22 protein-coding genes are annotated in these 24552 nt (G+C 45.2%); 9 read left to right on the forward strand and 13 right to left on the reverse strand.

The annotated features are described in order from the left end of the window. Window positions 1–3: 3 nt before the first annotated feature. The 7 genes from H0S56_RS03815 to sdsA form a co-directional block, all read right to left on the reverse strand. Window positions 4–360 (reverse strand): YbjQ family protein, encoded by a 357-nt coding sequence (locus H0S56_RS03815; protein ID WP_005104015.1) that lies wholly within the window; start codon window positions 358–360, stop codon window positions 4–6. A 108-nt stretch (window positions 361–468) separates the two neighbouring features. Beyond that, window positions 469–1935, reverse strand: coding sequence for a multidrug efflux RND transporter AdeIJK outer membrane channel subunit AdeK (gene adeK, locus H0S56_RS03820; protein WP_195725700.1), 1467 nt, complete (start codon window positions 1933–1935; stop codon window positions 469–471). Continuing rightward, window positions 1935–5111 (reverse strand): efflux RND transporter permease subunit, encoded by a 3177-nt coding sequence (locus H0S56_RS03825; protein WP_195725701.1) that lies wholly within the window; start codon window positions 5109–5111, stop codon window positions 1935–1937. The genes adeK and H0S56_RS03825 overlap by 1 nt, the downstream gene beginning before the upstream one ends. Before the next feature lie 13 nt (window positions 5112–5124). Continuing rightward, the gene (locus tag H0S56_RS03830; protein ID WP_004280644.1) at window positions 5125–6387 is read right to left on the reverse strand and encodes an efflux RND transporter periplasmic adaptor subunit; all 1263 of its coding nucleotides are present in this window, start codon (window positions 6385–6387) and stop codon (window positions 5125–5127) included. Window positions 6388–6423: 36 nt separating this feature from the next. Next, window positions 6424–7026 carry a phosphatase PAP2 family protein gene (locus tag H0S56_RS03835; RefSeq protein WP_195725702.1) on the reverse strand — a complete coding sequence of 201 codons (603 nt, stop codon included), beginning with the start codon at window positions 7024–7026 and terminating at the stop codon, window positions 6424–6426. A gap of 152 nt (window positions 7027–7178) precedes the next feature. Further along, complete coding sequence (locus H0S56_RS03840; RefSeq protein WP_195725703.1) at window positions 7179–9227, reverse strand: site-specific recombinase; 2049 nt, start codon at window positions 9225–9227, stop codon at window positions 7179–7181. A gap of 15 nt (window positions 9228–9242) precedes the next feature. After that, window positions 9243–10220, reverse strand: a complete 978-nt coding sequence (sdsA, locus tag H0S56_RS03845) for an All-trans-nonaprenyl-diphosphate synthase (RefSeq protein WP_004280641.1) — start codon at window positions 10218–10220, stop codon at window positions 9243–9245. Window positions 10221–10665: 445 nt separating this feature from the next. Between sdsA and rplU the strand changes: the two genes are divergently transcribed. The 8 genes from rplU to H0S56_RS03885 all read left to right on the forward strand — a co-directional run bounded on the left by rplU (window position 10666) and on the right by H0S56_RS03885 (window position 17303). Beyond that, window positions 10666–10977, forward strand: a complete 312-nt coding sequence (gene rplU / locus H0S56_RS03850) for a 50S ribosomal protein L21 (protein ID WP_004280640.1) — start codon at window positions 10666–10668, stop codon at window positions 10975–10977. A gap of 19 nt (window positions 10978–10996) precedes the next feature. Continuing rightward, on the forward strand, window positions 10997–11251 hold the full coding sequence (gene rpmA, locus H0S56_RS03855) for a 50S ribosomal protein L27 (protein WP_004280639.1): 255 nt from the start codon (window positions 10997–10999) through the stop codon (window positions 11249–11251). A gap of 246 nt (window positions 11252–11497) precedes the next feature. After that, window positions 11498–12193: an outer membrane lipoprotein chaperone LolA gene (gene lolA / locus H0S56_RS03860; protein WP_005106298.1), complete on the forward strand. Its 696-nt coding sequence runs from the start codon at window positions 11498–11500 to the stop codon at window positions 12191–12193. A gap of 169 nt (window positions 12194–12362) precedes the next feature. Beyond that, window positions 12363–13124, forward strand: a complete 762-nt coding sequence (locus H0S56_RS03865) for an RsiV family protein (RefSeq protein ID WP_195725704.1) — start codon at window positions 12363–12365, stop codon at window positions 13122–13124. A gap of 100 nt (window positions 13125–13224) precedes the next feature. Then, a complete protein-coding gene (serS, locus tag H0S56_RS03870; protein ID WP_195725705.1) occupies window positions 13225–14496 on the forward strand; it encodes a serine--tRNA ligase in 1272 nt (423 codons plus the stop codon). Window positions 14497–14569: 73 nt separating this feature from the next. Then, entirely contained in the window at window positions 14570–15952 is a 1383-nt protein-coding gene (cysG, locus tag H0S56_RS03875; protein WP_195725706.1) for a siroheme synthase CysG, read from the forward strand. A gap of 302 nt (window positions 15953–16254) precedes the next feature. Then, window positions 16255–16731 carry a tRNA (cytidine(34)-2'-O)-methyltransferase gene (locus tag H0S56_RS03880; protein ID WP_195725707.1) on the forward strand — a complete coding sequence of 159 codons (477 nt, stop codon included), beginning with the start codon at window positions 16255–16257 and terminating at the stop codon, window positions 16729–16731. An 89-nt stretch (window positions 16732–16820) separates the two neighbouring features. Continuing rightward, a complete protein-coding gene (locus H0S56_RS03885) occupies window positions 16821–17303 on the forward strand; it encodes a hypothetical protein (protein ID WP_195725708.1) in 483 nt (160 codons plus the stop codon). Window positions 17304–17371: 68 nt separating this feature from the next. Here the strand turns inward: H0S56_RS03885 and H0S56_RS03890 are convergent, their stop codons facing one another. From H0S56_RS03890 to rpoD, 6 genes are all read right to left on the reverse strand, one after another. After that, on the reverse strand, window positions 17372–18763 hold the full coding sequence (locus H0S56_RS03890) for an APC family permease (protein ID WP_195725709.1): 1392 nt from the start codon (window positions 18761–18763) through the stop codon (window positions 17372–17374). A gap of 267 nt (window positions 18764–19030) precedes the next feature. Continuing rightward, window positions 19031–20215 (reverse strand): iron-containing alcohol dehydrogenase, encoded by a 1185-nt coding sequence (locus H0S56_RS03895; protein WP_004280629.1) that lies wholly within the window; start codon window positions 20213–20215, stop codon window positions 19031–19033. A 1-nt stretch (window position 20216) separates the two neighbouring features. Next, the gene (locus H0S56_RS03900) at window positions 20217–20750 is read right to left on the reverse strand and encodes a hypothetical protein (RefSeq protein ID WP_004645797.1); all 534 of its coding nucleotides are present in this window, start codon (window positions 20748–20750) and stop codon (window positions 20217–20219) included. 74 nt (window positions 20751–20824) lie between these two features. Next, complete coding sequence (gene lipB / locus H0S56_RS03905) at window positions 20825–21484, reverse strand: lipoyl(octanoyl) transferase LipB (RefSeq protein ID WP_195725710.1); 660 nt, start codon at window positions 21482–21484, stop codon at window positions 20825–20827. Between the two features lie 150 nt (window positions 21485–21634). Further along, window positions 21635–21922: a YbeD family protein gene (locus H0S56_RS03910; RefSeq protein WP_114541670.1), complete on the reverse strand. Its 288-nt coding sequence runs from the start codon at window positions 21920–21922 to the stop codon at window positions 21635–21637. 113 nt (window positions 21923–22035) lie between these two features. Beyond that, window positions 22036–23922: an RNA polymerase sigma factor RpoD gene (gene rpoD / locus H0S56_RS03915; RefSeq protein WP_004280624.1), complete on the reverse strand. Its 1887-nt coding sequence runs from the start codon at window positions 23920–23922 to the stop codon at window positions 22036–22038. Window positions 23923–24321: 399 nt separating this feature from the next. Between rpoD and H0S56_RS03920 the strand changes: the two genes are divergently transcribed. After that, entirely contained in the window at window positions 24322–24528 is a 207-nt protein-coding gene (locus H0S56_RS03920; RefSeq protein WP_004280622.1) for a PA3496 family putative envelope integrity protein, read from the forward strand. Window positions 24529–24552 lie beyond the last annotated feature (24 nt).

The raw sequence follows: 24552 nt of genomic DNA on the forward strand, positions 1-24552 counted from the left end.
GCTTTAATCTGCCTGCGGAAAAGGGTCGGGCAATTTTGGCATGATCGGATCAACGACTACGGCTGTCCCATAAACAAAGAGTTCAGAAGCACCTTGGGCAATATTAGAGGTCGAGAAACGAATGCCGACAATCGCATTGGCACCCATGCTGCGGGCTTTTTCAATCATGCGGTTCATGGCTTCCTGACGGGATTCTTCCAGCAGTTCGGTATAGGCAGTGAGCTCACCACCGACAATATTTTTCAGGCCGGCCAATAAGTCACGTCCGACATGTTTGCTGCGTACGGTACTGCCATACACCACATCAATTTGCTGGCGAATGGTATGTCCCGGTACAGATTCCAGATTGCTAAGTAACATGTGCATGTTTTCTAAATAAATCGCTGGTCTATGACAATAGGAAAACTGCCTCGAAAATGCAATAAAAAAAAGCCCACCGAAGTGAGCTTTTCCTGATCTGGCTGGAATTTATTGCGCTGGTTGTTCTGCCGCACGGCGCTGTTCAGATACAGACGGTGTATTCGGCAAGGTATCCGTCGTATTGACTTTCAAGCCGCCCCCCAGGGTTTTGTAGACTTCAACCTGATTGTTCAGATTGGCCTGTTCAAGCAATAACAAACCTTGTTCTGCTGCATAAGACGCACGCTGTGCATCCAGTACCGTCAGATAGCTGTCAATTCCGGCGCGGAAACGTGCCTGTGACAAGCGATAGGTGGTGTTGGTGGCTTCGACCAGACGGCGCTGAGCTGCAAGACGGTCACCAATATTCTGACGTACTGCCAAGGCATCATTCACTTCACGGAAAGCAGTCTGAATCGACTTTTCGTAATCTGACAAGGCAATTTGCTGATCGGTTTCAGAAATACGGATATTGGCCTGACGGGTACCCCAGTCAAAAATCGGGATATCCAGACTTGGGCCAAAAGACCAGGCAAAACTGCCCGACTTAAATAGGTCGCCTAAATCAGTTGAGGCATAACCTGCTGAACCGGTCAGGCTGATGGTTGGGAACAGACGTGCACGTGCTGCCGCAATATTGGCACCTGCCGCAGACAGACGGTATTCTGCTGCACGAAGATCTGGACGATTGATCAGCAGGTCACTTGGCAAGCCCGAACCCAATGCAGTATTTGAAGTGATGCGGGTTACGCGTTGTGCTGGTAATAAATTCGCAGGCACTTGCTGACCGACCAGCAGGTTTAACAGGTTTTGTGCCTGTGCTACCTGAGTGCGGTAATTCGCCACATCATTACGCGCTGTTTCAACCGAGATTTGTGCCTGACGCACTGGAAGCTCGCTGTCGATACCGACATCAAAACGTTTTTTGTTCAGATTGAACGATTCAAGCTGAGCTTTCAGCGTTTGTTCAGCCAAAGCCAGATTGGCATTGGCAAATGAATAGCTGAGCCAGGCTTGAGACACCTGACCAATCAAGGCAATTTGTGTCGCATCTCGAGCACTTTGGGTCGCCAGAAAACTATCCAGCGCATTGTCACGCAAGCTGCGGACACGTCCCCAAAAATCCAGTTCATATGCAGTTACACCCAGTCCGACATTATAAGTCGTGACTGCACCACGATTCTGGGAATTCATGGTGTCTTGGCGCAATACGCTACCACTGGCACCAATCGTTGGTAACTGATTGTTTTCAGTAATCTGATACTGTTGCTGGGCTCGTTGAATATTGAGGGCAGCAATACGCAAATCCCGGTTATTGTTTAATGCCAGATCCAGCACCTGTAACAGGCGCTGGTCAGCAAAAAAGTTTTTATAACCCTGTTCTGCTACAGAAGTACCAGACGCATTGGCATAACTGCTCGGGATATTTGCCTGCGCAACCGGCTCTGGACTACGCATGCTTTGACAGGCGGTCAAAGCAAGCGCAAGGGCAGATACCGCAATGCTACGACCTGTAATAGACCATACATTTTGCATTACGACTTATACTCCTGATTTTGTTGTTTTGGTTTGTATTTAAAGATACTTCGAATCCAGACATAGAAGACCGGGATAAAGAAGATACCTAACAAGGTCGAGCTGATCACGCCGCCGAGTACACCATAACCGACTGAATGCTGGCTACCTGCACCTGCACCTGAAGCCAGAGCAAGCGGTAATACACCAAAACCAAAGGCCAACGTGGTCATGATAATTGGACGTAAACGCATTTTTGCCGCATGCAAGGTTGCTTCAAATAACTCTTCACCTTGTTCCTGCAATTCTTTCGCAAACTCGACAATCAAGATCGCATTTTTCGCAGAAAGACCAATCACGGCAATAATCGCCACCTGGAAGTAAATGTTATTCGACAGGTTCGGGTTTTGCAGCAATACCATTCCACCAAAGGTGAGTAATAATGCACCGACAATACCTAATGGGACCACCAGTAGAACCGAGAACGGAATCGACCAGCTTTCATACAGGGCTGCCAGACATAGGAAGACTATCAGCAGTGACAAGGCGTACAGGAACGGCGCTTGTGCACCAGATTCACGTTCTTCTAAAGATAGACCTGTCCATTCGAAGTCGAAACCTTGCAAGCCCATTTCTGGTAACTTCGCTACAATTTCTTCCATGGCCACCATTGCATCGCCCGAGCTGATACCCGGAGCAGGTGTACCCTGAATGTTCATGGACGATACGCCGTTATAACGCTCAAGACGTGGAGAACCGTAGGTCCATTCGCCTGTAGCAAATGCCGAGAATGGCACCATTTCACCGCGATTATTACGCACATACCATTGGTTCAGATCTTCCGGCATCATACGCGAGCCAGCTTCACCCTGAACATAGACTTTCTTGACACGACCGCGATCAATGAAGTCATTGATATACGAACCGCCCCAAGCAATGCCCATGGTGCTGTTAATTTCAGCAACACTCACGCCCAATGCACCGGCTTGTGCATGATCGACAATGACACGGTACTGTGGATTATCTTCCTGACCATTTGGACGCACACCAGCCAGACGCGAGTCTTGTGCTGCTAGACCGAGAATCGTATTACGTGCTGCCAGGAGCTGATCATGACTTTGACCACTTGCAGCTTTGAGCTGTAAGTTAAAGCCAGCCGACACACCCAGTTCAGGCATTGCAGGTAATTGCAGTGGCATGATGTAAGACGCATCTTTGACAATCATGTTCAGCGCCATACCACGTTGAATAATGGCACCGATTTGAGATTCCGGACTGTGACGCTCTGACCAGTCTTTCAGTTTAATAAATGCCAGACCTGCGTTTTGTCCCACACCCGTGAAGGAGAAACCTGCCACACTAAAGACGGATTCGACATGCTCTTTCTCGTTTTCCAAGAAATAGTTGGTCATGGTGCTGACCACTTTGTCGGTACGTTCCAAGGTAGCATTTGGCGGTAACTGAACCAGCGTCATGACCACGCCCTGATCTTCATCAGGTAGGAACGAAGAAGGCAGTTTCTGGAACAACAGCACAATAATACCCAGTACCACGGCATACACCACGCCTGAGAAAATCTTGCTGTGAGTCATGCGGTTGACGCCGCCCTGATATTTCACAGAAACCTTGTCAAAACTGCTATTAAACCAGCGGAAGAAACGCGCAAAAATACCATTACTTTCCGGCTTGTTCGGATCATGCTGTTTCAGCAGGGTCGCACATAGGGCAGGGGTAAAGGTTAAGGCAACCACCAGTGACAAGACCATCGCTGTTACCAGCGTAATCGAGAACTGGCGATAAATGACCCCGGTGGTTCCACCGAAGAAAGCCATTGGAACGAATACTGCCGACAGCACCGAGGTAATACCAATCAATGCGCCAGAAATCTGTTTCATTGATTTTTCAGTTGCAGCCACTGGATCGAGATGTTCTTCCACCATGACCCGTTCGACGTTCTCGACCACAACAATCGCGTCATCCACCAGAAGACCAATCGCCAACACCATGGCAAACATGGTCAGGGTATTAATCGAGAAGCCAAAGATGTTAATGACGGCAAATGTACCTAATACAACGACTGGAACCGCCATGGTTGGAATGATGGTGGCACGCCAGTTCTGCAAGAACAGGAACATGACCAGGAACACCAGAATAATCGCTTCGATCAGGGTTTTAACTACACTCTTAATCGACAGTTCAATAAATGGTGTGGTGTCAAACGCCAGTTGGTCGACCATGCCTTGCGGATAGTTCGGACGTAACTGTTTTAAGCGTTCTTCAACCGCTTGTGCGGTATCCAGGGCATTGGCGCCAGTCGCAAGCTTGATTGCTACACCACCAGCCGGTTTGCCATTAAATTTAGAATCAAACTGATAGTTATCTGCACCGAGTTCAACTCGTGCAACATCACCTAAGCGAACCTGCGCACCAGAAGTGGCATTTTTCAGGAAGATATTGCTGAACTGTTCCGGCGTTTGTAACAGACTTTGAGCCGTTACCGTCGCATTTAACACTTGTCCTTGAACTGCAGGCGCACCACCCAACTGACCTACCGCAACCTGTGCATTCTGGGTACGGATTGCAGTAGCAATATCACTTGGCGTTACTTGCAGGCTGGCCATCTTGGCTGGATCCAGCCAGATACGCATCGCATAAGAACCACCAAAGACCTGAACTTCACCGACCCCGGCCACACGGCTTAAAGGCTCAGCAATATTCGAGTTAACATAGTCTTTGATGTCATCTGCGGTCAGGCTGCTATCAGGTGAATAGAATGCCAAAACTTGTAGGAAGCTGGCACCCGATTTGGTCACCCGCACACCCTGACGCTGTACATCTTCAGGCAGCAGGGCAGTCGCAGACTGTAATTTGTTTTGAACCTGAACCTGTGCGATATCAGGATCGACACCCTGGTCAAAGTTCAAGGAAATAGACGAAGAACCATTACCCGCACTGTTAGACGAGATATAGCGCAAGCCATCCATACCGTTCATCTGCTGCTCGATGATCTGGGTCACTGTATTTTCAACAGTTTCAGCAGATGCACCCGGATAAGTCGCAGAAATGGTTACGGTTGGTGGTGCAATGGTTGGATATTGTGCAATCGGCATTTTACTGATGGTTAAAATACCCGCCAGCATAATCACCAATGCAATCACCCAAGCGAAAATCGGGCGATGAATAAAGAATTGAGCCATGAACCATTACTCCTTATGCATTTGCAGCAGGTTTTTGTTCAGGTTTCTCTTTAGCATCATCTGCCTTTTTCTCGCTCGTTGCAGGCTGTTGCGGTGCAGCACCTTGTGGCGCAGCAGCTTGAGGTTGATAAGGTTTTGGTACAACTTGCTGTTCAGGTTTTACTTTCGCAATACCATCTACAATCACTTTATCGCCTGGATTCAGACCTTCGGTCACAATCCAGTTACTGCCTTGGGAACCAACGGTAGTCACTGGACGTGGCGTCACTTTATTGTCAGCACCGACCAGCATCGCCATCGCCTGACCTGTTGGGGTACGGGTCAAAGCTGCTTGCGGAATCAGGAACGCATTCGGTACTTCACCCTGTACGATTTGCGCAGTGGCAAACATACCTGGAAGAAGCAGGTGATTTTTGTTCGGGAATACCGCACGTAAAGTCACAGTACCTGTTTCAGGGTTCACGCTGGCATCAGAGAATGCAAGACGGCCTTCAACCGGGTAGATACTGCCATCTTCAAGCTTCAACTTGACTTTGGTATTGTTCGAGCTGTTTAAGCTACCTTGGTTAAGCTGTTGACGTAAGCGTAATAGCTCGGCACTTGACTGGTTGATATCTACATAGATTGGATCCAGACGCTGAATCGTTACCAATGGCTCTGGCTGATTCGCTGTTACCAAAGCACCCGCCGTCACAGACGAACGGTTGGTCTGGCCTGAAATCGGCGCGCGTACAGTCGAATAGCCCAGGTTGATTTCGGCATTACGCAAAGTTGCGCGATTGGCATTCAAATCAGCTTCAGCCAGTTTGACCTGTGCCGCGATGTCATCATATTCCTGTTTGGAAATGGCATTGGTACCGACCAGTTGACGGTAACGACCTTCCTTCACACGCAATACGCCTAGATTGGCTTCAGCACGGGCAATCGCTGCACGAGCATTGTCTACTGTAGTGCGGTTGGTGCTTGAATCGATTTCATACAAGGCCTGACCTTCACGCACATAGCTGCCTTCCGTGAACAAGCGTTTAAGCACCACGCCACTGGCTTGTGGACGTACGTCTGAAATTTCAAATGCTGTTGTACGACCTGAGAGCTCTACAGACTGCTCTACACTTTGCGGTTGTGCAACAAGAACACCGACTTCAGTCGGTGGCATTTGTTGTTGAGCACCAGCTTGCTGGCCCTCTTTAGGATCTTTGCTACAACCAACAAGTGCAAGACTTGTTGCCAATGCGCAAGCAGTCAGGGCAGGTGCCCAAAGCTTTGCAGACATCATTATTCCACCTCTAATTAGATTTATATCTAAATTTTCTTATTTGTGAGCCGCGCAATATCTGATCCAGACCATATACCACAACGAAATCCAAATAAAACTGATACTCCAGCCGGATATGACATCTGAAGGAAAATGTACGCCCAGATAAACTCTTGAGATCCCCATCATCAGCATCCATACCACTGCACCGATCACGATGAGGGTATAACGGGAATGTTGCCGATGGATGTAAATTGCCAAACAAGCCAGACAAGCCGCATATAGACTATGGGCACTTGGAAAGGAACTTCCAAAGCTTTCAACCAGATGCAAGGATTCTGGTGGTCGGGGTCGGGCAATCGTAAATTTCAACAGCCAAGCTAGGAGAATTCCTCCGATAATTCCGATACATATAAAAATTGCGTTTGTATACTTTTTATACCACAGCAATGCAATACACCATAGTGTGGATAAAAATAATACAAATGGCATGCCACCTATTAGGGATAAGGACTGAGTAATTTGATTCCAAAACTCGGTGCGATACAGACTCATCCATTCCACAGCCTGCAAGTCGAGCTTGCTTAAAGCGGGAATATTCAGGATGAACACACTGAAAATTAAAAATAAAATACCGACAAAAAGTAACAAGTAATGCATGCCAAAAATCCTTGTTCTTTTAACCGTTCGCAGATCGGCCAATTGTCTGAACCAAAGTGTACTTGTCAGTACACTTTTTTTCAAGTGTGCGTATTTTATGCGAATTCCATTTTTTTCGTAAGGAATTTGTTGCTAAATATACTGTAATTATCTCAGTTTTGAGTTTTTGTCGATGTATGATTTTCGTCAATTTCAATGCTTTGCTTGGGTGGCCAGAAGAAATCACTAGGTCGAGTCAGGAAGTGAGTCATGACCAGTTTTGCCAAAGGTTTCCATTGTTCAAAACGTACCCGGCGCGCGCGTAAGGCTACAATAATTGTCAGAGTGAAACTGACAAACAAGTTGGTCAGGCCAATGAGTAACACACCCAGAAAAGACACCACGATCAAGCCGATATCGGGACCATTGATCGTAATCAGGCCCTGAATAAAGTTGGCAGAAGCAAAGGCAATATGACGAATATCCAGCGGCAGACCGAGAATAAAACCAATGGTGCCCATACTGCCGAGCATGATCCCAAAAATAAAATTACCCGCCAGTGCACCCAGATTACGTTCGATATAATCAGCAAAACGGTAAAGACGCTCTTGCCCCATCAGCTGCGATAAACGCACATGGGCTTTCAGGCGCGGGCCGACCTTGCGATAAACGGCCATATTGTCAAAATAACCGGCCAATAATCCGGACAGGAACAAACATACTCCGGCAATTGCTGCATGCGGAATTGCCAACGAAGTAAAAGGATTCAGGTCATGCAAGGTTTTGGCCGCCTTGGCATGATTCATTAAAGGTTCATGCAGCGCAAAATCCCACAACAAGGTAATCAATGCTGCTACAGGAATCGCAATCGAAATATTGCCCAAAATGGCGACAAACTGGGTGCGGATGATATTTACAATCAACGCGGCCAGCTCGGCAATCTGAGCCATTTTCGAGCCTTTACGCTGCTGTACAGTAGCCGCCAGTGCGGCAGCAGTCATCGCCGGCTGTTTGGTTGCCACGGTAAAATGCAGCACATGAATCAGCATAAAGCCCAGCGAATAGTTCATGCTATAGCTAAAGGCCTGCATCAAAGGGGCCATGGTGAGGCGTGTCATCAGAACTTTTAAGGTGGCCATCGTCGCGATGATGGCACCAGCACCTGCAGCCGATTTATACATGGCCAGAAAGCCTTGCTTGTCGGTACTCACATAATGTTCACCGGTCTTGCTGGCATTTTCAGTGACCTGTAAAGCCAAAAGTTCACTATTGGTGGCCAACAGGGCCCGCACACTGCGTTCGCTATAAATTGCTTCAGTAATGTCCGCCATAAACAGGCCAATGGATTGATAACGCAGATCATCGTCATCCATGACCATATTGAGCAGGATTTCAACGCGTTCCAGACACTGTTCTAGCAGTGCCAGCATATAGGTCAGACTGACACTGACGCCAGTCCGCTTGGTAGAACGGCGAATCTTGGCCACGACATCATGGCACTGTTCCAGCATCACCAGCGCTTGTGACGCATCGGGTGGTGTGATCGAATCGACCAGGGTGACCGTGTTATAGCGCTTTTTATATTCCTGAATAAACTCGTTAATCTCACGATTCTGTACCAGAAAGGGAGATTCATATTCCATCAGTTCAGGCTGGGCATTAATAAATTCAGGGTGCAGACCAATACCACTGATCCGGTAAGACAAAATGGTCAGTGCCTTGATCAGTTGATCTTTAATGCGGGTCTTTTCAGGCTGATTGGAATGTCCCTGATTCAGGACTGCAAATAAACGTTGCCAGTCATCTTCATCAAAATAGTCGAGCCAGTATTTATCGGTCGGCTGATAAAAAACCTTGCGAAATAATTCTTGTAATTGCTGATGATCCGGAATAACTGGCAGGATATGCGCGCCAATACGCTGATTGAGCTGATTCCAGAAACCATCCAGAGACAAAATACCGGTATCGGAAAACAGACTGGTCTGTTTATAACGGTTAATGATCCGCAGGGTAAAGGTTTGAAGCGTGGCAACCGCATTCGGGGTGAGTAATAAAGCCCGGATAAATGCATTGAATTTCGCTTCGATCTCTTCGGTATTTCTGCTGTCTTCAGGTCTGATTCTTTCAACCAGTTCAATCAGAAGATTTTCATCCAGCACCGCCCGAGGTTGTTCAAGCTGGTGTTGCATGTTTTGAAAAAGATCTAGAAAATTAATATGCATAGGCGAGTTTAAAAGTTACTGAATTCGGTGTAGGGCCAGTTTGGCCAGATTAATCAGGGCCTGACGATATTCGGAGTCAGGTAATGCCTGTAAGGCATCAATTGCAATTTCAGTTTCTTCAGTGGCACGTTGACGGCAATAATCCAGCGCACCAGATTCATTGACAATCTGAATGACCTGTTCCAGATGTTCCGTACCGCCAGTCGCAATACTGCGACGGATAATTTCATGTTGCTCACCGGTGGTGTTTTTCAGTGCCGCAATCAATGGCAGGGTCGGTTTACCTTCCATGAGATCATCACCAATATTTTTGCCGAGCGTGTCCGCATCGGAGGTGTAATCTAAAATGTCATCAATAATCTGGAAAGCATTGCCGAAATGTCCGGCAAAGGTTTTTAAAGGCTGACGGAATTCATCTTTATCCGACAAAATGGCAGCACCTTCGGTGGCCAGTTCAAACAGGCGCGAAGTTTTGCCATGAATAATATTCAAATAAGTCGCTTCAGTGGTTTCCGGTTGATGCTGGGATTGTAGTTGCAGCACTTCACCTTCAGCAATTTCACAGGTACCAGTCGAAAAATCTTTGAGCAACACCATGTTGTTCAGATCGACCAGCAAATCAAAAGCACGTGAAATCAGAAAGTCACCGACTAAAACCGCAGTCTGGTTATTCCAGGTGGCATTGGCCGTCGGGCGGCCGCGACGCAGACCGGATTCATCGACTACATCATCATGCACCAAGGTTGCGGTATGCAGCATTTCAATAATTGCAGCCAGTTTACGGTGCGGTTCCAAATTTTCAGCACCACACGCCTTGGCGGCCAAAAGACACATAATCGGGCGCATACGTTTGCCACCCGCTTCCACCACGTGTTTGCTGACGGCCATCACTAATGCAACTTTTGAGGTAATTCCTTCATTAATGAATGTGTCCATCGCAGCAAAGTCGTTAGCAACAGGAGCGAGAATGTCTTGCTTAAAGTCGATGGTCATGTGAAAGAAAACCTCTAGTCTGGTAAATCGCTGGGCGTAGTTTAACAATTTATAACATGAGTGAAACCTAAGAAATGCATAAACTCCACTAAAAATCAGCTTTTTATAGATCTTATGTAGATTCGATCCATATTTCGAGCCATAAAAAATCAGGAAAGGTCAGGGGCGTCGCCCTATTCGTCAGGCTGAGTATATTAATCAAACTGGCCGGATTTCTGCTGTATTATTTTGTTGCTGAATATATCTTGAGTATTTGATTTGATAGAAATTATTTAATAGTTAAATAATTAGCGCATCCTGCTCATTATTATTTCAGTAAAATGGCTTGTTGTTTTTTTGAATATCCCTTAAAATCCTCGCCCTTAGATATCCCCCAGTGGCGTACGTCTTAAGTTCGATATATTCCTTTATCGGCACGACGACACGGGCTTGTTTGGAGTACATTATGTACGCAGTAATCCAAAGCGGTGGTAAACAGCACCGTGTAGTTGAGGGTGAAACCCTTAAAGTAGAATTATTGAAAGCTGAAACTGGCGCGACTATTACGTTTGATGACGTATTGATGCTTGTTAACGGTGAAAGCATTCAAATCGGTGCTCCAGTTGTTGCTGGTGCTACTGTAACTGCTGAAGTAGTTAGCCATGGTCGTCACGACAAAATCCGCATCATCAAAATGCGTCGTCGTAAACACTACCGTAAACAACAAGGTCACCGTCAATGGTTCACTGAGTTGAAAATTACAGCTATTTCAGGCTAATTACGAGGAGTAAATAGACATGGCAACTAAAAAAGCCGGTGGTTCGACTAAGAACGGTCGTGATTCGAATCCTAAGATGTTAGGTGTTAAAGTTTACGGTGGTCAAACTGTAACTGCAGGTAACATCATCGTTCGTCAACGTGGTACTGAATTCCACGCTGGTCAAAACGTTGGTATGGGTCGTGACCATACATTATTTGCTACTGCTGATGGCGTAGTAAAATTCGAAGTGAAAGGTCAATTCGGCCGTCGCTACGTATCTGTTGACGCGTAATTCGCTGAGATAGAAAAAAGCCCACAGTTATTGTGGGTTTTTTTATGCCTGAAAATTAATAGGCAGATTAAGCGACATTCCATAATGTAAAAATTGTCCTGAAATCTTCATAATGATGAACAAAAAAACCGGTTTCGAATTAATAACAATACAAAAGTTCTTATTTTCTATCATTTTAGCTTTTAATTTTCGTTTAAGATGAGCTATCAAATAAATTGCGATCACGCAAAATATAAAGGTGAAATTATGAATATGCTTCGTAAAACCGTCTGTGCTATGGCTCTGGGTGCAGTGACTTTAGCACCGGTGATGAGTACAACCGTGTTTGCTGCACCTGTGGCAGCTTCGGAGCAACAGGCAACAGCCAGTCTGGTCAAACAGCTCAATCATGTGCGTAGCATGACGGCAAATTTCGAACAAAGTACCAAGGTAACCAATCCAAGAGCGACCCAGAAAAAAGGTTTGACCGCACAACATATGAATCAAACCTTTAAAGGGGTGATGAAAGTTGAGCGTCCGGGTAAATTCTATTGGGAAACGACCGCACCGTCGAAGCAAGTCATTGCAACCACGGGTAAAACCGTATGGATTTATGATCCTGACTTGCAACAAGCCGTTCGTCAAAGCTTAGATGAGCAGGTTGCTAATACACCGGCGTTATTGCTGTCAGGAAACACCAGCCAGATTATGCAGTCTTACCGGGTGACTCAGCCAAATAAAGGCAAAACCTATTACACACTGTATCCTAAAAATACCGATGGTGTGTTTGAAAGCCTGACCATTAGCTTTGGCGCAAACAAAGCACCAAGCTTGATGATCTTGCAGGATTCATTGGGACAAACCACCAATATCAAATTTAGCAATGTAAAAGTAAATAGCAGTATTCCAGCCTCTACCTTTAACTTTACTCCACCAAAAGGTACGGACATCATTGATCAATAAGCATCAATATGAACCAACTAAAAAAGCAACTTTTCGAGGTTGCTTTTTTATTGCCGATCATCAGGATTGTTTTGGACAGGCTACAAGGTTCAGCTATATCTAAACACGAGAGCATCTTAGAATAAATAAAAGTCGAGTCAATGAAATTGCAAAATTTTGGGAGCTCAAAATGAAGATTAATCTATTTAAAACTACTGAAATTTACGCTGTTTTATTACTCACTGTAAGTATGTTGGGTTGTCAGCCTCAATCCAGTTCAGTGGCAACGATTGCGCAAACAGATCGGGTTGTGCAGATTGAAGCCAAGACCGTTCCAATTAAAGGGGCAGCCAAAGTGGTGTGTGAAATAGAGGGTTGTGTACGCTTTGATCTACAAACGGTGGACAGTAATATTGACTGGATTGATCAATATTTTATTGAGCGCATTCAGCATACCGAACCTGTTGCATTCACCAAGGTCACCCAGAAAAATCCTAAAAAAGCCGATGAGCCGTATTATCTGGATCAGCGCTTTATCAAGGTGGAATTTGTCGGTCAGCGTGCTTATTTGGCGACTTTTTCCTTAAAAAGCTCCAATCTGGCGAGGAGTAAAAATGCTTCTCTGAAACATGTGGAATATATCAATTTTGATCTAAAGCAGAGAAAGCGTTTGGCCTTGTCTCAACTATTATTAAATGGCGGTGAGCAGAAACTGCTGAATGCAATGTATCAAGCCAATACTCAATGGCTGAATACGCAAGGGATTCAACAACAGCAGTTAAAATTGAGTGATAACTATTATTTTGACAGGTCTGGTCTGGTGATGGTGTATCCGGCAGGAGAACTAGCTCCCGCAGCAACAGGAATGCCTGAATTAAAAGTGTCCTATGCGGATTTAAATGAAGTGATTCGCCCTGAATATTTAGCCATTTTGCAGCAGGCAGCTTCCTAAATATTGTGCTAATAGGACGCAGCTAGGGTCAGGGTCACTGTATTTTTTGACGTTAAGAGCTTACACTATAGCCAGTTTTTTTCTTCTGCAAAGATTGATTATGATCGACCCGAAATTACTCAGAAATAATATTGAGGCTGTAAATGTAGCCTTGGCAAAACGTGGTGTTCAACTCAATGTTGAAGAGTGGGCATCTCTAGAAGCACGCCGTAAAGAGATTCAGTCCAAGACAGAAACCCTGCAAGCTGAACGTAATGCCGGTGCCAAACAAGTCGGTCAAATTAAAAAAGCAGGTGGCGACGCATCTGAAATCATGACACGCATGTCTGCGATTGGTGATGAAATCAAAGCGGCTGAAGCAGCACTGGCTGAACTGCAAACTGAGCTTGAAGAAAAATTATTATCTATTCCAAACTTGCCAGATGAAGCTGTGCCTGAAGGTAAAGACGAAAGCGATAACGTGGAAATCCTGAAATGGGGTACACCGCGTGAATTTGATTTCGAAATCAAAGACCATACGGATCTGGGCGAAATGATGGGCGGTCTTGAATTTGAAACCGCGACCAAATTAACTGGTTCACGCTTCAGTGTATTGAAAGGTCCATTGGCGCGTTTACAACGTGCCATTACCCAGTTCATGCTAAATACGCATACTGATCAAAATGGTTATACCGAAGCCTATGTGCCTTATCTGGTCAATGCAGATTCATTGCGTGGGACTGGTCAGCTGCCTAAATTTGAAGAAGATCTGTTTAAGCTGCAGGGCGAAAAAGAGTTTTATCTGATTCCAACTGCTGAAGTGCCAGTGACGAATTTCGTACGTGATGAAATTATTGATGCAGACCGTCTGCCACTGAAATATGCAGCGCACACGCCATGTTTCCGTAGCGAAGCAGGTTCTTATGGTCGTGATACCCGCGGTTTGATCCGTCAGCACCAATTCGACAAAGTCGAAATGGTTCAGATTGTAAAACCTGAAACTTCGATGCAAGTGCTTGAAGAATTGACTGGCCATGCTGAAGGCATTTTGCAAGCACTCGGACTTCCATATCGTAAAATTTTACTTTGTGGTGGTGACATGGGCTTTGGTGCGACCAAGACTTATGACTTGGAAGTCTGGGTACCAAGCCAAAATACCTACCGTGAAATTTCTTCATGCTCAAACATGGGTGATTTCCAGGCGCGTCGTATGAAAGCGCGTTACCGTGCTGATCAGAAGAAAACTGAATTTGTGCATACCTTGAATGGTTCAGGTCTGGCCGTGGGTCGTACTTTACTTGCAGTGATGGAAAACTATCAACGTGCCGATGGCTCCATTGAGATTCCTGAAGTATTACGTCCATATATGTGTGGTGCGACTTATATCGACTAATTGTCGATCTCAGCATCCCTAAATGTGCATGAAAATTGCATAGACAGTCAGATTTAAAATTTTGAGGTAGTTCGTGGATATTTTTCCAATCTCGTTAAAGTTGCAACAGCAACCTTGTCTGATTGTCGGTGGTGGACATATTGCATACCGTAAAGCACTTCTCCTACAAAAAGCAGGTGCGATCATTCATGTGATTGCGCCTGAAATTGAAGAGAGTCTGCTGCGAATTGTGCAAAATAGCCAAGGACAATATGTGCAGGCGGCTTTTCATCCTGAAGTTGCATTACGTCCATATCGACTGGTAATTGCGGCAACTGACGATGCGGAAACCAATCGTCAGGTCTTTGAACTGTGTGAAGCGGAAAATGTCCTGGTCAATAGCGTCGATGATCCACCGCATTGCCGCTTTATGGTTCCTGCGATTATTGACCGTTCACCGTTAGTTATTTCTGTAGCCAGTAACGGTACTTCACCGGTGCTATCCCGCCAGATTCGTACCCAGCTAGAAACCACTATTCCGCATGGAATGGGCAAGCTGGCTGAGTTTTCAGGAAAATGGCGCAGTGCGGTTAAGGCTAAAATAGTCAATCCGGATGAACGCCGTATTTTCTGGGAAGATTTATATGCCAGTCCGCTAAAAGAACAGGTGTTCAACGACAATATCGCGGAAGCAGATCGCCTGATCGAGCAAGCATTACAAGAGTGGCAAAAGCCAAAAGGTGAAGTCTACTTGGTCGGTGCGGGTCCGGGTGATCCAGAATTGTTGACCTTAAAAGCCTTACGTTTGATGCAGCAAGCCGATGTGGTGATTTACGATCGTCTGGTTTCAGCACCAATTATGGATCTATGTCGTCGTGATGCGGAAAAGATCTATGTGGGTAAGGCACGTTCCAATCATGCGGTTCCGCAAGATGGAATTAATGCCTTGTTGGTGAAATATGCCAGTGAAGGAAAGCGGGTTTGTCGTCTGAAAGGCGGTGATCCATTTATCTTCGGGCGTGGTGGTGAAGAGATTGAAGAGCTGTTCGCTGCCGGGATTACTTTTCAGGTGGTCCCGGGTATTACTGCAGCTTCAGGTTGTTCTGCCTATGCCGGTATTCCATTAACCCATCGTGAGTATGCACAAAGTGTGCGTTTTCTGACCGGTCACTTAAAAGAAGGTTCGCCAGAATTGCCTTGGAGTGAGTTGGTCTATGAAAACCAGACCTTAGTGCTCTATATGGGGTTAGTGGGACTGGAGAAAATCTGTGCAGAATTAATCGCTCATGGTCAGCGAGCCGACATGCCAGTGGCCTTGGTTTCTAAAGGTACGACGCCTGAACAGAAAGTTGTAGTAGGAACGCTTGCCGATATTGCATCCAAAGTGTCCGAACATCAGATTCAAGCCCCGACTTTGACCATTATTGGTGAAGTTGTACGCTTACGTGAACAATTGCAATGGCATGAGCGAGGATAAGCAAAGCACTGCTTTGCCCGAGCGCAAGACGAAGGCTGTGCCTGAAGTAAGAGGATAAGCAAAGCACTGCTTTGCCCGAGCGCAAGACGAAGGCTGTGCCTGAAGTAAGAGGATAAGCAAAGCACTGCTTTGCCCGAGCGCAAGACGAAGGCTGTGCCTGAAGTAAGAGGATAAGCAAAGCATTGCTTTGCCCGAGCGCAAGACGAAGGCTGTGCCTGAAGTAAGAGGATAAGCAAAGCATTGCTTTGCCCGAGCGCAAGACGAATGTCCTGTCTGAATTAAATATATTGAGTGAGTAAGCTGTGATCCACGTTGTTTTATATGAGCCTGAAATTCCTGCAAATACAGGCAATATCATTCGTCTATGTGCGAATACCGGAGCACAGTTGCATCTGGTCAAGCCGCTGGGTTTTGAGCTGGATGACAAAAAGCTGAAACGTGCCGGTCTGGATTATCACGAATATGCCAATATGCAGATTTGGGAAAAAATTGAAGACTGTCTGGCCGATCTGGCAAGCAAAGGCATTGGGCTGGATGCAATCTATCCATTGACCACCAAAGGTTCTGAAACGCCGCATACTTCGGATTTAAACCGTCCGGTAGCTTTATTAATGGGTCCGGAAACTCGTGGTCTGCCTGAACATGTTCGTCTGATGTTTCCGCAAAAGCACTGGATTCGCTTACCGATGGCAGAAAACTCGCGAAGTTTGAACCTGTCAAATGCTACTGCAGTAATTGTCTACGAAGCTTGGCGTCAGCAAGGTTTTAAAACGCTTTAAGCGGAAATTTGTGATGATTGTAAAAGCTGCCTTTGGGTGGCTTTTTTATTTTGTGTAACAGATAGATAAACTGCTTTTCACTTCATTGTATGCTTGAGTCTATAACTTTATCAAATATAACAAAAGGTGCAGCCTTGAAGCCTCTATTAAAATTTGTCATCGCATGTTGCCTTGGAACTATTGCAGCTTCCGTGAATGCGGAACAGGGCAGCACTGCCACATCAGCAACGAAGGAAGTTCAACCCATTACTCAAGCGGAAATACAGCAGGGTTTGCTCAACATGCAAAAACGCTTAGATACGCGTATTGAAAAATGGGGGCAGAGCCTAAATTCAGATGATTTTCAATGGACCTGGCGGGGGCGTAAATTAAAGCCTGCCAAGCGTGAGGAAATCTGTGATATTTTTCAGGATGTCGTGGATGAAATGTATCAACTGGCCGTCAAGAATAAAGCCCGTTTAGGTCCGGAAGAGCAAAAGTTATTGTCTAATCGCAGTCTGTTTATTAAGAAACTGGGTTATGAAAATAATCGGGTCAATACCCAGATGGGTTTTGATTGCTATCTGCATTAGTAAAATCAAAACATGACAGACATAAAATAGGCGCATGAAGCGCCTTTTTTATTTCAATTGAAACGATATTATTGATCGTCAAATTCATTGTGCTGAGGAGCAGGGTGCTTGAAGCCTTTGGTTTTATAACCCAAGTACAAGAAACCGCCAAATGCCCAGATCAGACCGTATTTAAGCGAAGCTTCATCGACTTCTAGCCACAATGCAAATACTGAAATGAAGCCAAGTAAAGGAACAACGACAAAGTTCATGATCTCTTTAGCACTCTTGGTACGACCATCACGTAATGCATAACGTGAAATCACTGACAAGTTGACGAAACTGAATGCAGTTAAGGCACCAAAGCTGATCAAAGACACCACAAAGTCAAGATCCATAAAGCCAGCAGTTAAAGCCACTGCACCAGCGATTAGGATGTTGTAGGAAGGTGTGTAGTTTTTCGGGCTAATATGACCGAAGATCTTCTTGTTGATCACGCCATCACGACCCATCACGTACATCAGACGTGATACACCCGCATGTGCTGAAATACCAGAAGCCATGACTGTCACAATCGCGAAGTAAAGTACGACTGTCTTAAACGCCACGCCACCGACAGCTTGTAAAATATCCGGCTGTGTTGCAGCGATATCTTCAAAGTAAGTTTTTGGATCATTCGGGAAGAAGATCTGCATAAAGTAAGTACTGATGATGAAGATGATACCTGCCAATAATGCAGTCAAGAAAATCGCTTTAGGTAAGGTTTTCTCAGTATCTTTGGTTTCTTCAGCAAGAGAACTTAAAGAGTCAAAGCCTGTGAATGAGAAACACAGTAAGGTTGCACCGGTAATCAGGGCAGCAACAGACGTAAACTCATTCCAGAATGGCTCTAAACTCCACAATTGATACTTTGCATTGACCAGTGTGCCGTCTGCATTTACACCACCTTCCAGAAGTTGGTAAACCATCCAGGTGAAGTATGCAATGACGCCCAATTGTACGAATACAATCATACTGTTGAAGTTGGCAACAAATCTCGCACCACGAAGGTTAATCGCGGTCATAAAGGCGGTTAAACCAATGACCCAAACCCAATGGTTCATGTCTGGGAAAAGTGCTTCCAGATAAATCACCGCCAGAATGATATTGACCATTGGCGATAACAGGTAATCCAGCAAGGATGACCAACCCACCATGAAACCTACGTTCGGGTGGATGGATTTTTGCGCATAGGTATAGGCCGAACCCGAAGAAGGGTAGCGACGAATCATATGACCATAGCTCAAGGAGGTTAACAAAATTGCAATCAGTGCAAAAATGTAAGAGGTGGGAACGTGGAAGTTACTTTCTTCAGATACCAGACCAAATGTATCAAACAAGGTCATGGGTTGAATATAAGCTAAACCAATAATAATGATGTGCCAGAGTCCCAGCGTTTTTTGCAGTTTAGCTGCCGATTGAGTCCCAGAGATATTAGTCAACGGCGTTATCCTCTTAATCGTTGATCAAGGATCAGTCATATTTATAAGGATCGTTTGAGACGAACGATCCCCCCTACAGTTTTCTATAAAAGTCCGCCAATCTACTTGAAAAGAACGGCTTTTGCTAGCTATTTTTTTGACTTTTGTCCTGCATAAAATGTGCCATTCAAAAATAGAAATCGAATTTTTTCTTATGCAAGATAAAAGCCTGATGTTTAAAAAAACATCAGGCTGGAATTTCGGCTATATTGGCTTATTTTTCAGTAATTACCAAGCCTTTTTTAAGATAGATTTTAAATCTTCCAGGGTGGCTTCTTTCGGGTTATAAATGATGGAACCATCATTCAGGGCTTTCTCTGCCACTTCATCGAGCTGGGCTTCAGAAATCTTACCGGTTTCACGTAATGTACGCGGTAATTTGGTCAGACTGTAAATCCGGTCACGCATGGTCAGAATCGTCGCAATGGTTTTGTCAGCACGTAGATGCGCTGGCGTTTGTGCATAAATATCGGCACCCGCCAAAGGCAGGAGCAGATCTGCAATTTTATCGCCATTGACCTCTTTGTTGTATTCCAGCACATAAGGCAGGAATAAGTTCATGCATAAACCATGCGGCAGGTGTACCACTGCACCCAATGAGTGCCCCAGTGAATGCACAATGCCGACCATCGAGTTGGAAAATGCAATTCCCGCCATGGTCGATGCCTGAGCCAGTTCTAGACGGCCTTGTGCATCGGAAGGATTGTCTAGTACATTAAATAGGTGGGTACTGATCTTCTTGACTGCTGCAGTCGCATAAGCATCCGAAATTGGATTGGCTGCCATGCAGGTATAAGCTTCAACCGCATGGGTCATAGCATCCATTGCGGTCATGGCGGTTAAATGCGGCGGCAAGGTCTGGGTCATGCGGGGATCCAGAATTGCAGCATGCGGCATCAGGTAATAAGAGGCGAACGGCATTTTGACGTTCTTTTCAGTGTCCGACACGACAGCGACCATGGTCACTTCTGAACCTGTACCAGACGTGGTTGGAATCACAAAGAACGGTTTCAGCGGTTTAGGCAGGTTGTGAGCACCTGAATATTTCAGCAGGTCATCACCGCCTTCAGAGACCAGAATATTGGTTGCCTTAGAGGTATCAATGACTGAACCACCGCCCACGGCAATGATCGCATCACAATGATTTTCGCGATACAGCTTTGCTGCACTGCGTACTGTACCCAAGCTAGAGTCGGGTGGTACATCATCAAAAATCGCTACAATTGCAGCATCCGCCATTTCAAATGCAGCTTCAATCGGTGCCAGCAGATTGTTGGCGCGTACACCTTTGTCGGTAATGATCAGCGGACGTTTGGCCCCCAAAGTCGCAAGTTCAAACGGAATATGTTCTAACGCGGCATGACCGGCAATCACTTTGACCGGACAGAAAAATTCATAATAAGGTTTAGCCATGTTATACACTCCGTTTCAAATAGGATTGAGCGATTTTCAGATAAATGCTGCTCGCTTCGCTTAGTTTTTCTTTTAGGCTCAGATTGCTTGGATATTCTTTCACTGCCAGTTGTGCCACCATTTTCGGCAAAATCAGTGCTTCCATTTTATTCAGGCAGCGTACCAGACGAATGGCATTGGAAATATCGCCATCAGCAATCATGCGGTCATGGGCAAAAGCCTGTGAGGTGCTTTCCTGAAAAGAAAACACCAAAAAGGCATGATGCAGATGTTTAAAGGTAATGATCAAATCAGGTGCTTTTTCCAGATTTTTGACCAGTTCCAGTTGTTTGTCCTCAGTGACCCGCGCCACAAAGGCTGGGCCATGCGGAAAGACTTTCATGGAAAGAGTAAAATTTTCTGGAAAGTGGGCCACTTCCTGTTTGATTTCTTCATCCACCTGACTTGCCATGACCAGACCTCGGCCAATCACATCCATCATGAGTTTGACATAGGCAAGCTGCAAAGCGGGTTTTACGGATTTAGTCGCAATCACGTGATGATCCCTATCTCAATATTATTAGTTTAGAGTAAATACTCTAATTTATTTGGGGTTGAAATGCAAAGGCTTTATCTTTGCTCGACAGTTATTTGCTTAAAGTACCCGCTGTGGCGCAAAGTTTCAATAATTTCAGTGCACAACTGGCTAAACTGGGGTGGTTGTTCGAGCAGGTCACTCATGCGTACCATTTCCAGTCCTGCATAGCCACAAGGATTGATGGTGTTGAATCCGCTCAGATCACAATCCAGATTTAGGGACAGACCATGGTAGCTACGGCCTTTGCGAATTTTAAAACCGAGTGAGCCGATTTTACGTTCAGCCACATATACACCAGGTGCATCCGGTTTGGCATAGGCATCAATGCCATATTTTTTTAGCAAATCAATCATCAGGTTTTCAGCATAAGACACCAGGGTGCGCACATTCCAGCCCAGACGATTCAGGTCAAACATGAAGTAAGCCACCAATTGACCGGGACCATGCCAGGTCACCTGACCACCACGATCGGTCTGAATCACCGGAATATTGCTTGGTATTAAAATATGTTCCGGTTTGCCTGCCTGACCTTGAGTCAGTACATCCTGATGTTGCAAAATCCACAATTGATCCGGGCTATGTTCATCACGGGTTTCCGTAAATGTTTTCATTTCCAGAAAACGATCTTCATAAAGTGTGAGGTCGTGATATTGACGAATGATCAGCTCGGGCTTTTGCAGCACATCAGTCACAGGAAGTGTCCTTGGTAATTATAAAAAACTGGTCATAATTATAATGATTTCGGCATGAAATAGGGGCGAGATCTGCAATATTTAAGCGTTAGCTCAGCTTTTAATGAGCATAAAAAAACACGCCCGGAAGCGTGTCTTTTTCATTTTCGATTAGAGTGCCGTTTTAATCAGCGGGCAGGCGGCTAAATCTGCATACACAGCATGCACCTGCTCCAGTTCCAGAAAGCGCAGTTGTGCGGTAATGGAATGATATTTGCCAGTACGCGATGGCGTAATACTTACGCTATCACCTTCAAAATCTGGAAAATGTTTTAAAAAAATCTCGATGACAGCGTGGCGTAATTCGTCACCCGCAAGGCCAATCAGTTTAATCGGATAATCCATAGGGAAAACCCAAAGATGTTCTTGAAGTTCACGAGATGGTGTACGGTCTAACATGGTAGTCCCCCTGATTTGAAACGCCTGCAATCATGCAGGCGTTTGGGTCTGTCTTGGCCACTTAAATGGAGACTGATGATCAAATTTCAAGTCTCCAGAATAAGCATCAAATCTTAATCATTCTCAAGGAATGAACGTAAGTGTTCTGAACGCGATGGATGGCGAAGTTTACGCAGCGCTTTCGCTTCAATCTGACGAATACGTTCACGTGTTACGTCAAACTGTTTGCCCACCTCTTCCAAAGTATGGTCAGTCGGCATGTCGATACCAAAACGCATTTTTAGGACTTTGGCTTCACGTTCAGTCAGGTTTTCCAGAACTTCACGTGTCGCTTCTTTCAGGCCTTCAGACGTTGCCGCATCAATTGGTGAAGTGATGTTGCTGTCTTCAATGAAGTCACCCAGATGCGAATCTTCATCATCACCGATCGGTGTTTCCATCGAAATTGGTTCTTTGGCGATTTTCAGTACTTTACGTACTTTAACTTCGTCCATTTCCAGACGTTCGCCCAGTTCTTCAGGAGTCGGTTCACGACCCATTTCCTGTAGAAGCTGACGAGATACACGGTTGATCTTGTTGATCGTTTCAATCATGTGTACCGGAATACGAATGGTACGTGCCTGATCCGCGATCGAACGGGTAATCGCCTGACGAATCCACCAGGTCGCATAAGTCGAGAATTTATAACCACGACGGTATTCAAACTTGTCTACGGCTTTCATCAGACCGATGTTACCTTCCTGAATCAGATCCAGGAATTGCAAGCCACGGTTGGTATATTTCTTCGCAATCGAAATGACCAGACGCAAGTTCGCTTCAACCATTTCTTTCTTGGCACGACGTGCTTTGGCTTCACCGACGGCCATACGTTTGGCAATGTCTTTAATGCCTTTTACATCAAGGCCAAGCTCTTTCTCGATATCGGCAATTTTTTGCTGGAAGGCCAATACGTCTGGACGTACTTTTTCCAGATAAGCTTTCTGGTCTGCAGGTGTTTTTGCGATCTGCTCATCTAACCAGGCTGGATTCGATTCTTGGCCCGGGAAGCTGGTACGGAACTGGGTGCGATCCATACGGCCACGACGTACTGCATAACGCATCACTTCACGTTCTGCACCACGAATTTGATCATGGGTACCACGAATCATTTCAGAAATGATATCAAATAGACGCGGGGTAAATTTGAACATCATGAATACAGTTGCAAGTGCCTGCAAAGCTTCTTCAGCCTGTTTGCTGTCACGACCATGTTTTTCAATAGTTGCTTTGGTATTCAGCCACGCATTTTCCAATTCAGTAAAACGCGCTTTAGCAATTTCAGGATCTGGACCAGAATCTGCTTCTGATTCATCATCAGAATCTGCTTCTTCTTCCTCTTCATCATCGTCCAGTTTTACATCTTTGGTCGATTTTTTCGAGTCAGTCTCATCTTCAGCAAGAACCGCTTCTTCTTCTAGAACTTCAGGAATTTCTTCATCTGATTCAGGATCTAAATAACCTGATAAAAGGTCAGCAAGACGGCGTTCACCCGCTTCATAATCTTTGTATTCTTGCAGTACCACTTCTACCGCATTCGGCCAGTAAGCAATCGAGTGCAAAACATCACGAATACCTTCTTCGATGCGTTTTGCGATGCTGATTTCGCCTTCACGAGTCAGAAGTTCTACTGTACCCATCTCACGCATATACATACGTACAGGGTCAGTGGTACGACCTGGCTCGTTTTCTACCGAGGCAAGTACGGCTGCAGCTTCTTCTTCTGCAACTTCATCCGCCGCTTCTGCAGTATCTTCGAACATCGTATCATCAGATTCAGGCGCGCGATCATGTACCGGAATACCAACGTCATTCAGCATCTGAATGATGTCTTCAATCTGCTCGCTTTCTGTGATGGAGTCCGGCAGATGATCGTTAACCTCAGCGAAGGTTAAATAACCTTGTTCTTTGCCTCGGCTAATCAGAGCCGCTACTTGAGAAGTAGGGGAAGTCATATCGCTCATCTTTTGCTTACTCTTCGTTGAATCTGTGGCAGTAAAAAACCGTACAATGCTGCACGATTTAAGCTCGTTAAATTTAGTGAATAGCCTACATATTTCATCAGTGAATTCAGCATTAAAGCTGTCTGATAAAATATTTAAAATGAAATTCAGTAATTTAAGATGGGGGTGAATTTGTTGTTTTCAAGTTCATCCCATGCGTGTCTGTTTATGACTCAAAAAAGGAGAATCAAAAAACATAAGGACGCAGGGTGGATTATATCATGGCACACAATTGAGACAGAAAAAACCCCTAATTACAAATTAAAAATACGAAAATCCAAATAAAACTTGACTTGTTATTTTAGGCACGATAAATAGCGCTTAAATCCTTTTACATTTTTCACTCATGAGGAAGTTTTAGTGTCTTCTACAGATTTTGAACTAGATGATAACTTCGGTGAAGATGATGTTAATTTCGATGAGGCTTCTAGCAAGCTCAGTGCTAAAGAGTCGTTGGAAAAACGTCGTCTGATCGATGATCTGCTGACCCAACGTCGTTTAGAGCGCGAACTCAAAGATTTTGACTATGACTTCGACGATGATGACGATTTTGACGACGAAGATTAACGAATTCGGATTTAGCATAGCCTG

Origin of the sequence: Acinetobacter lwoffii (assembly GCF_015602705.1) — a bacterium.
Classification (GTDB): domain Bacteria; phylum Pseudomonadota; class Gammaproteobacteria; order Pseudomonadales; family Moraxellaceae; genus Acinetobacter; species Acinetobacter lwoffii_E.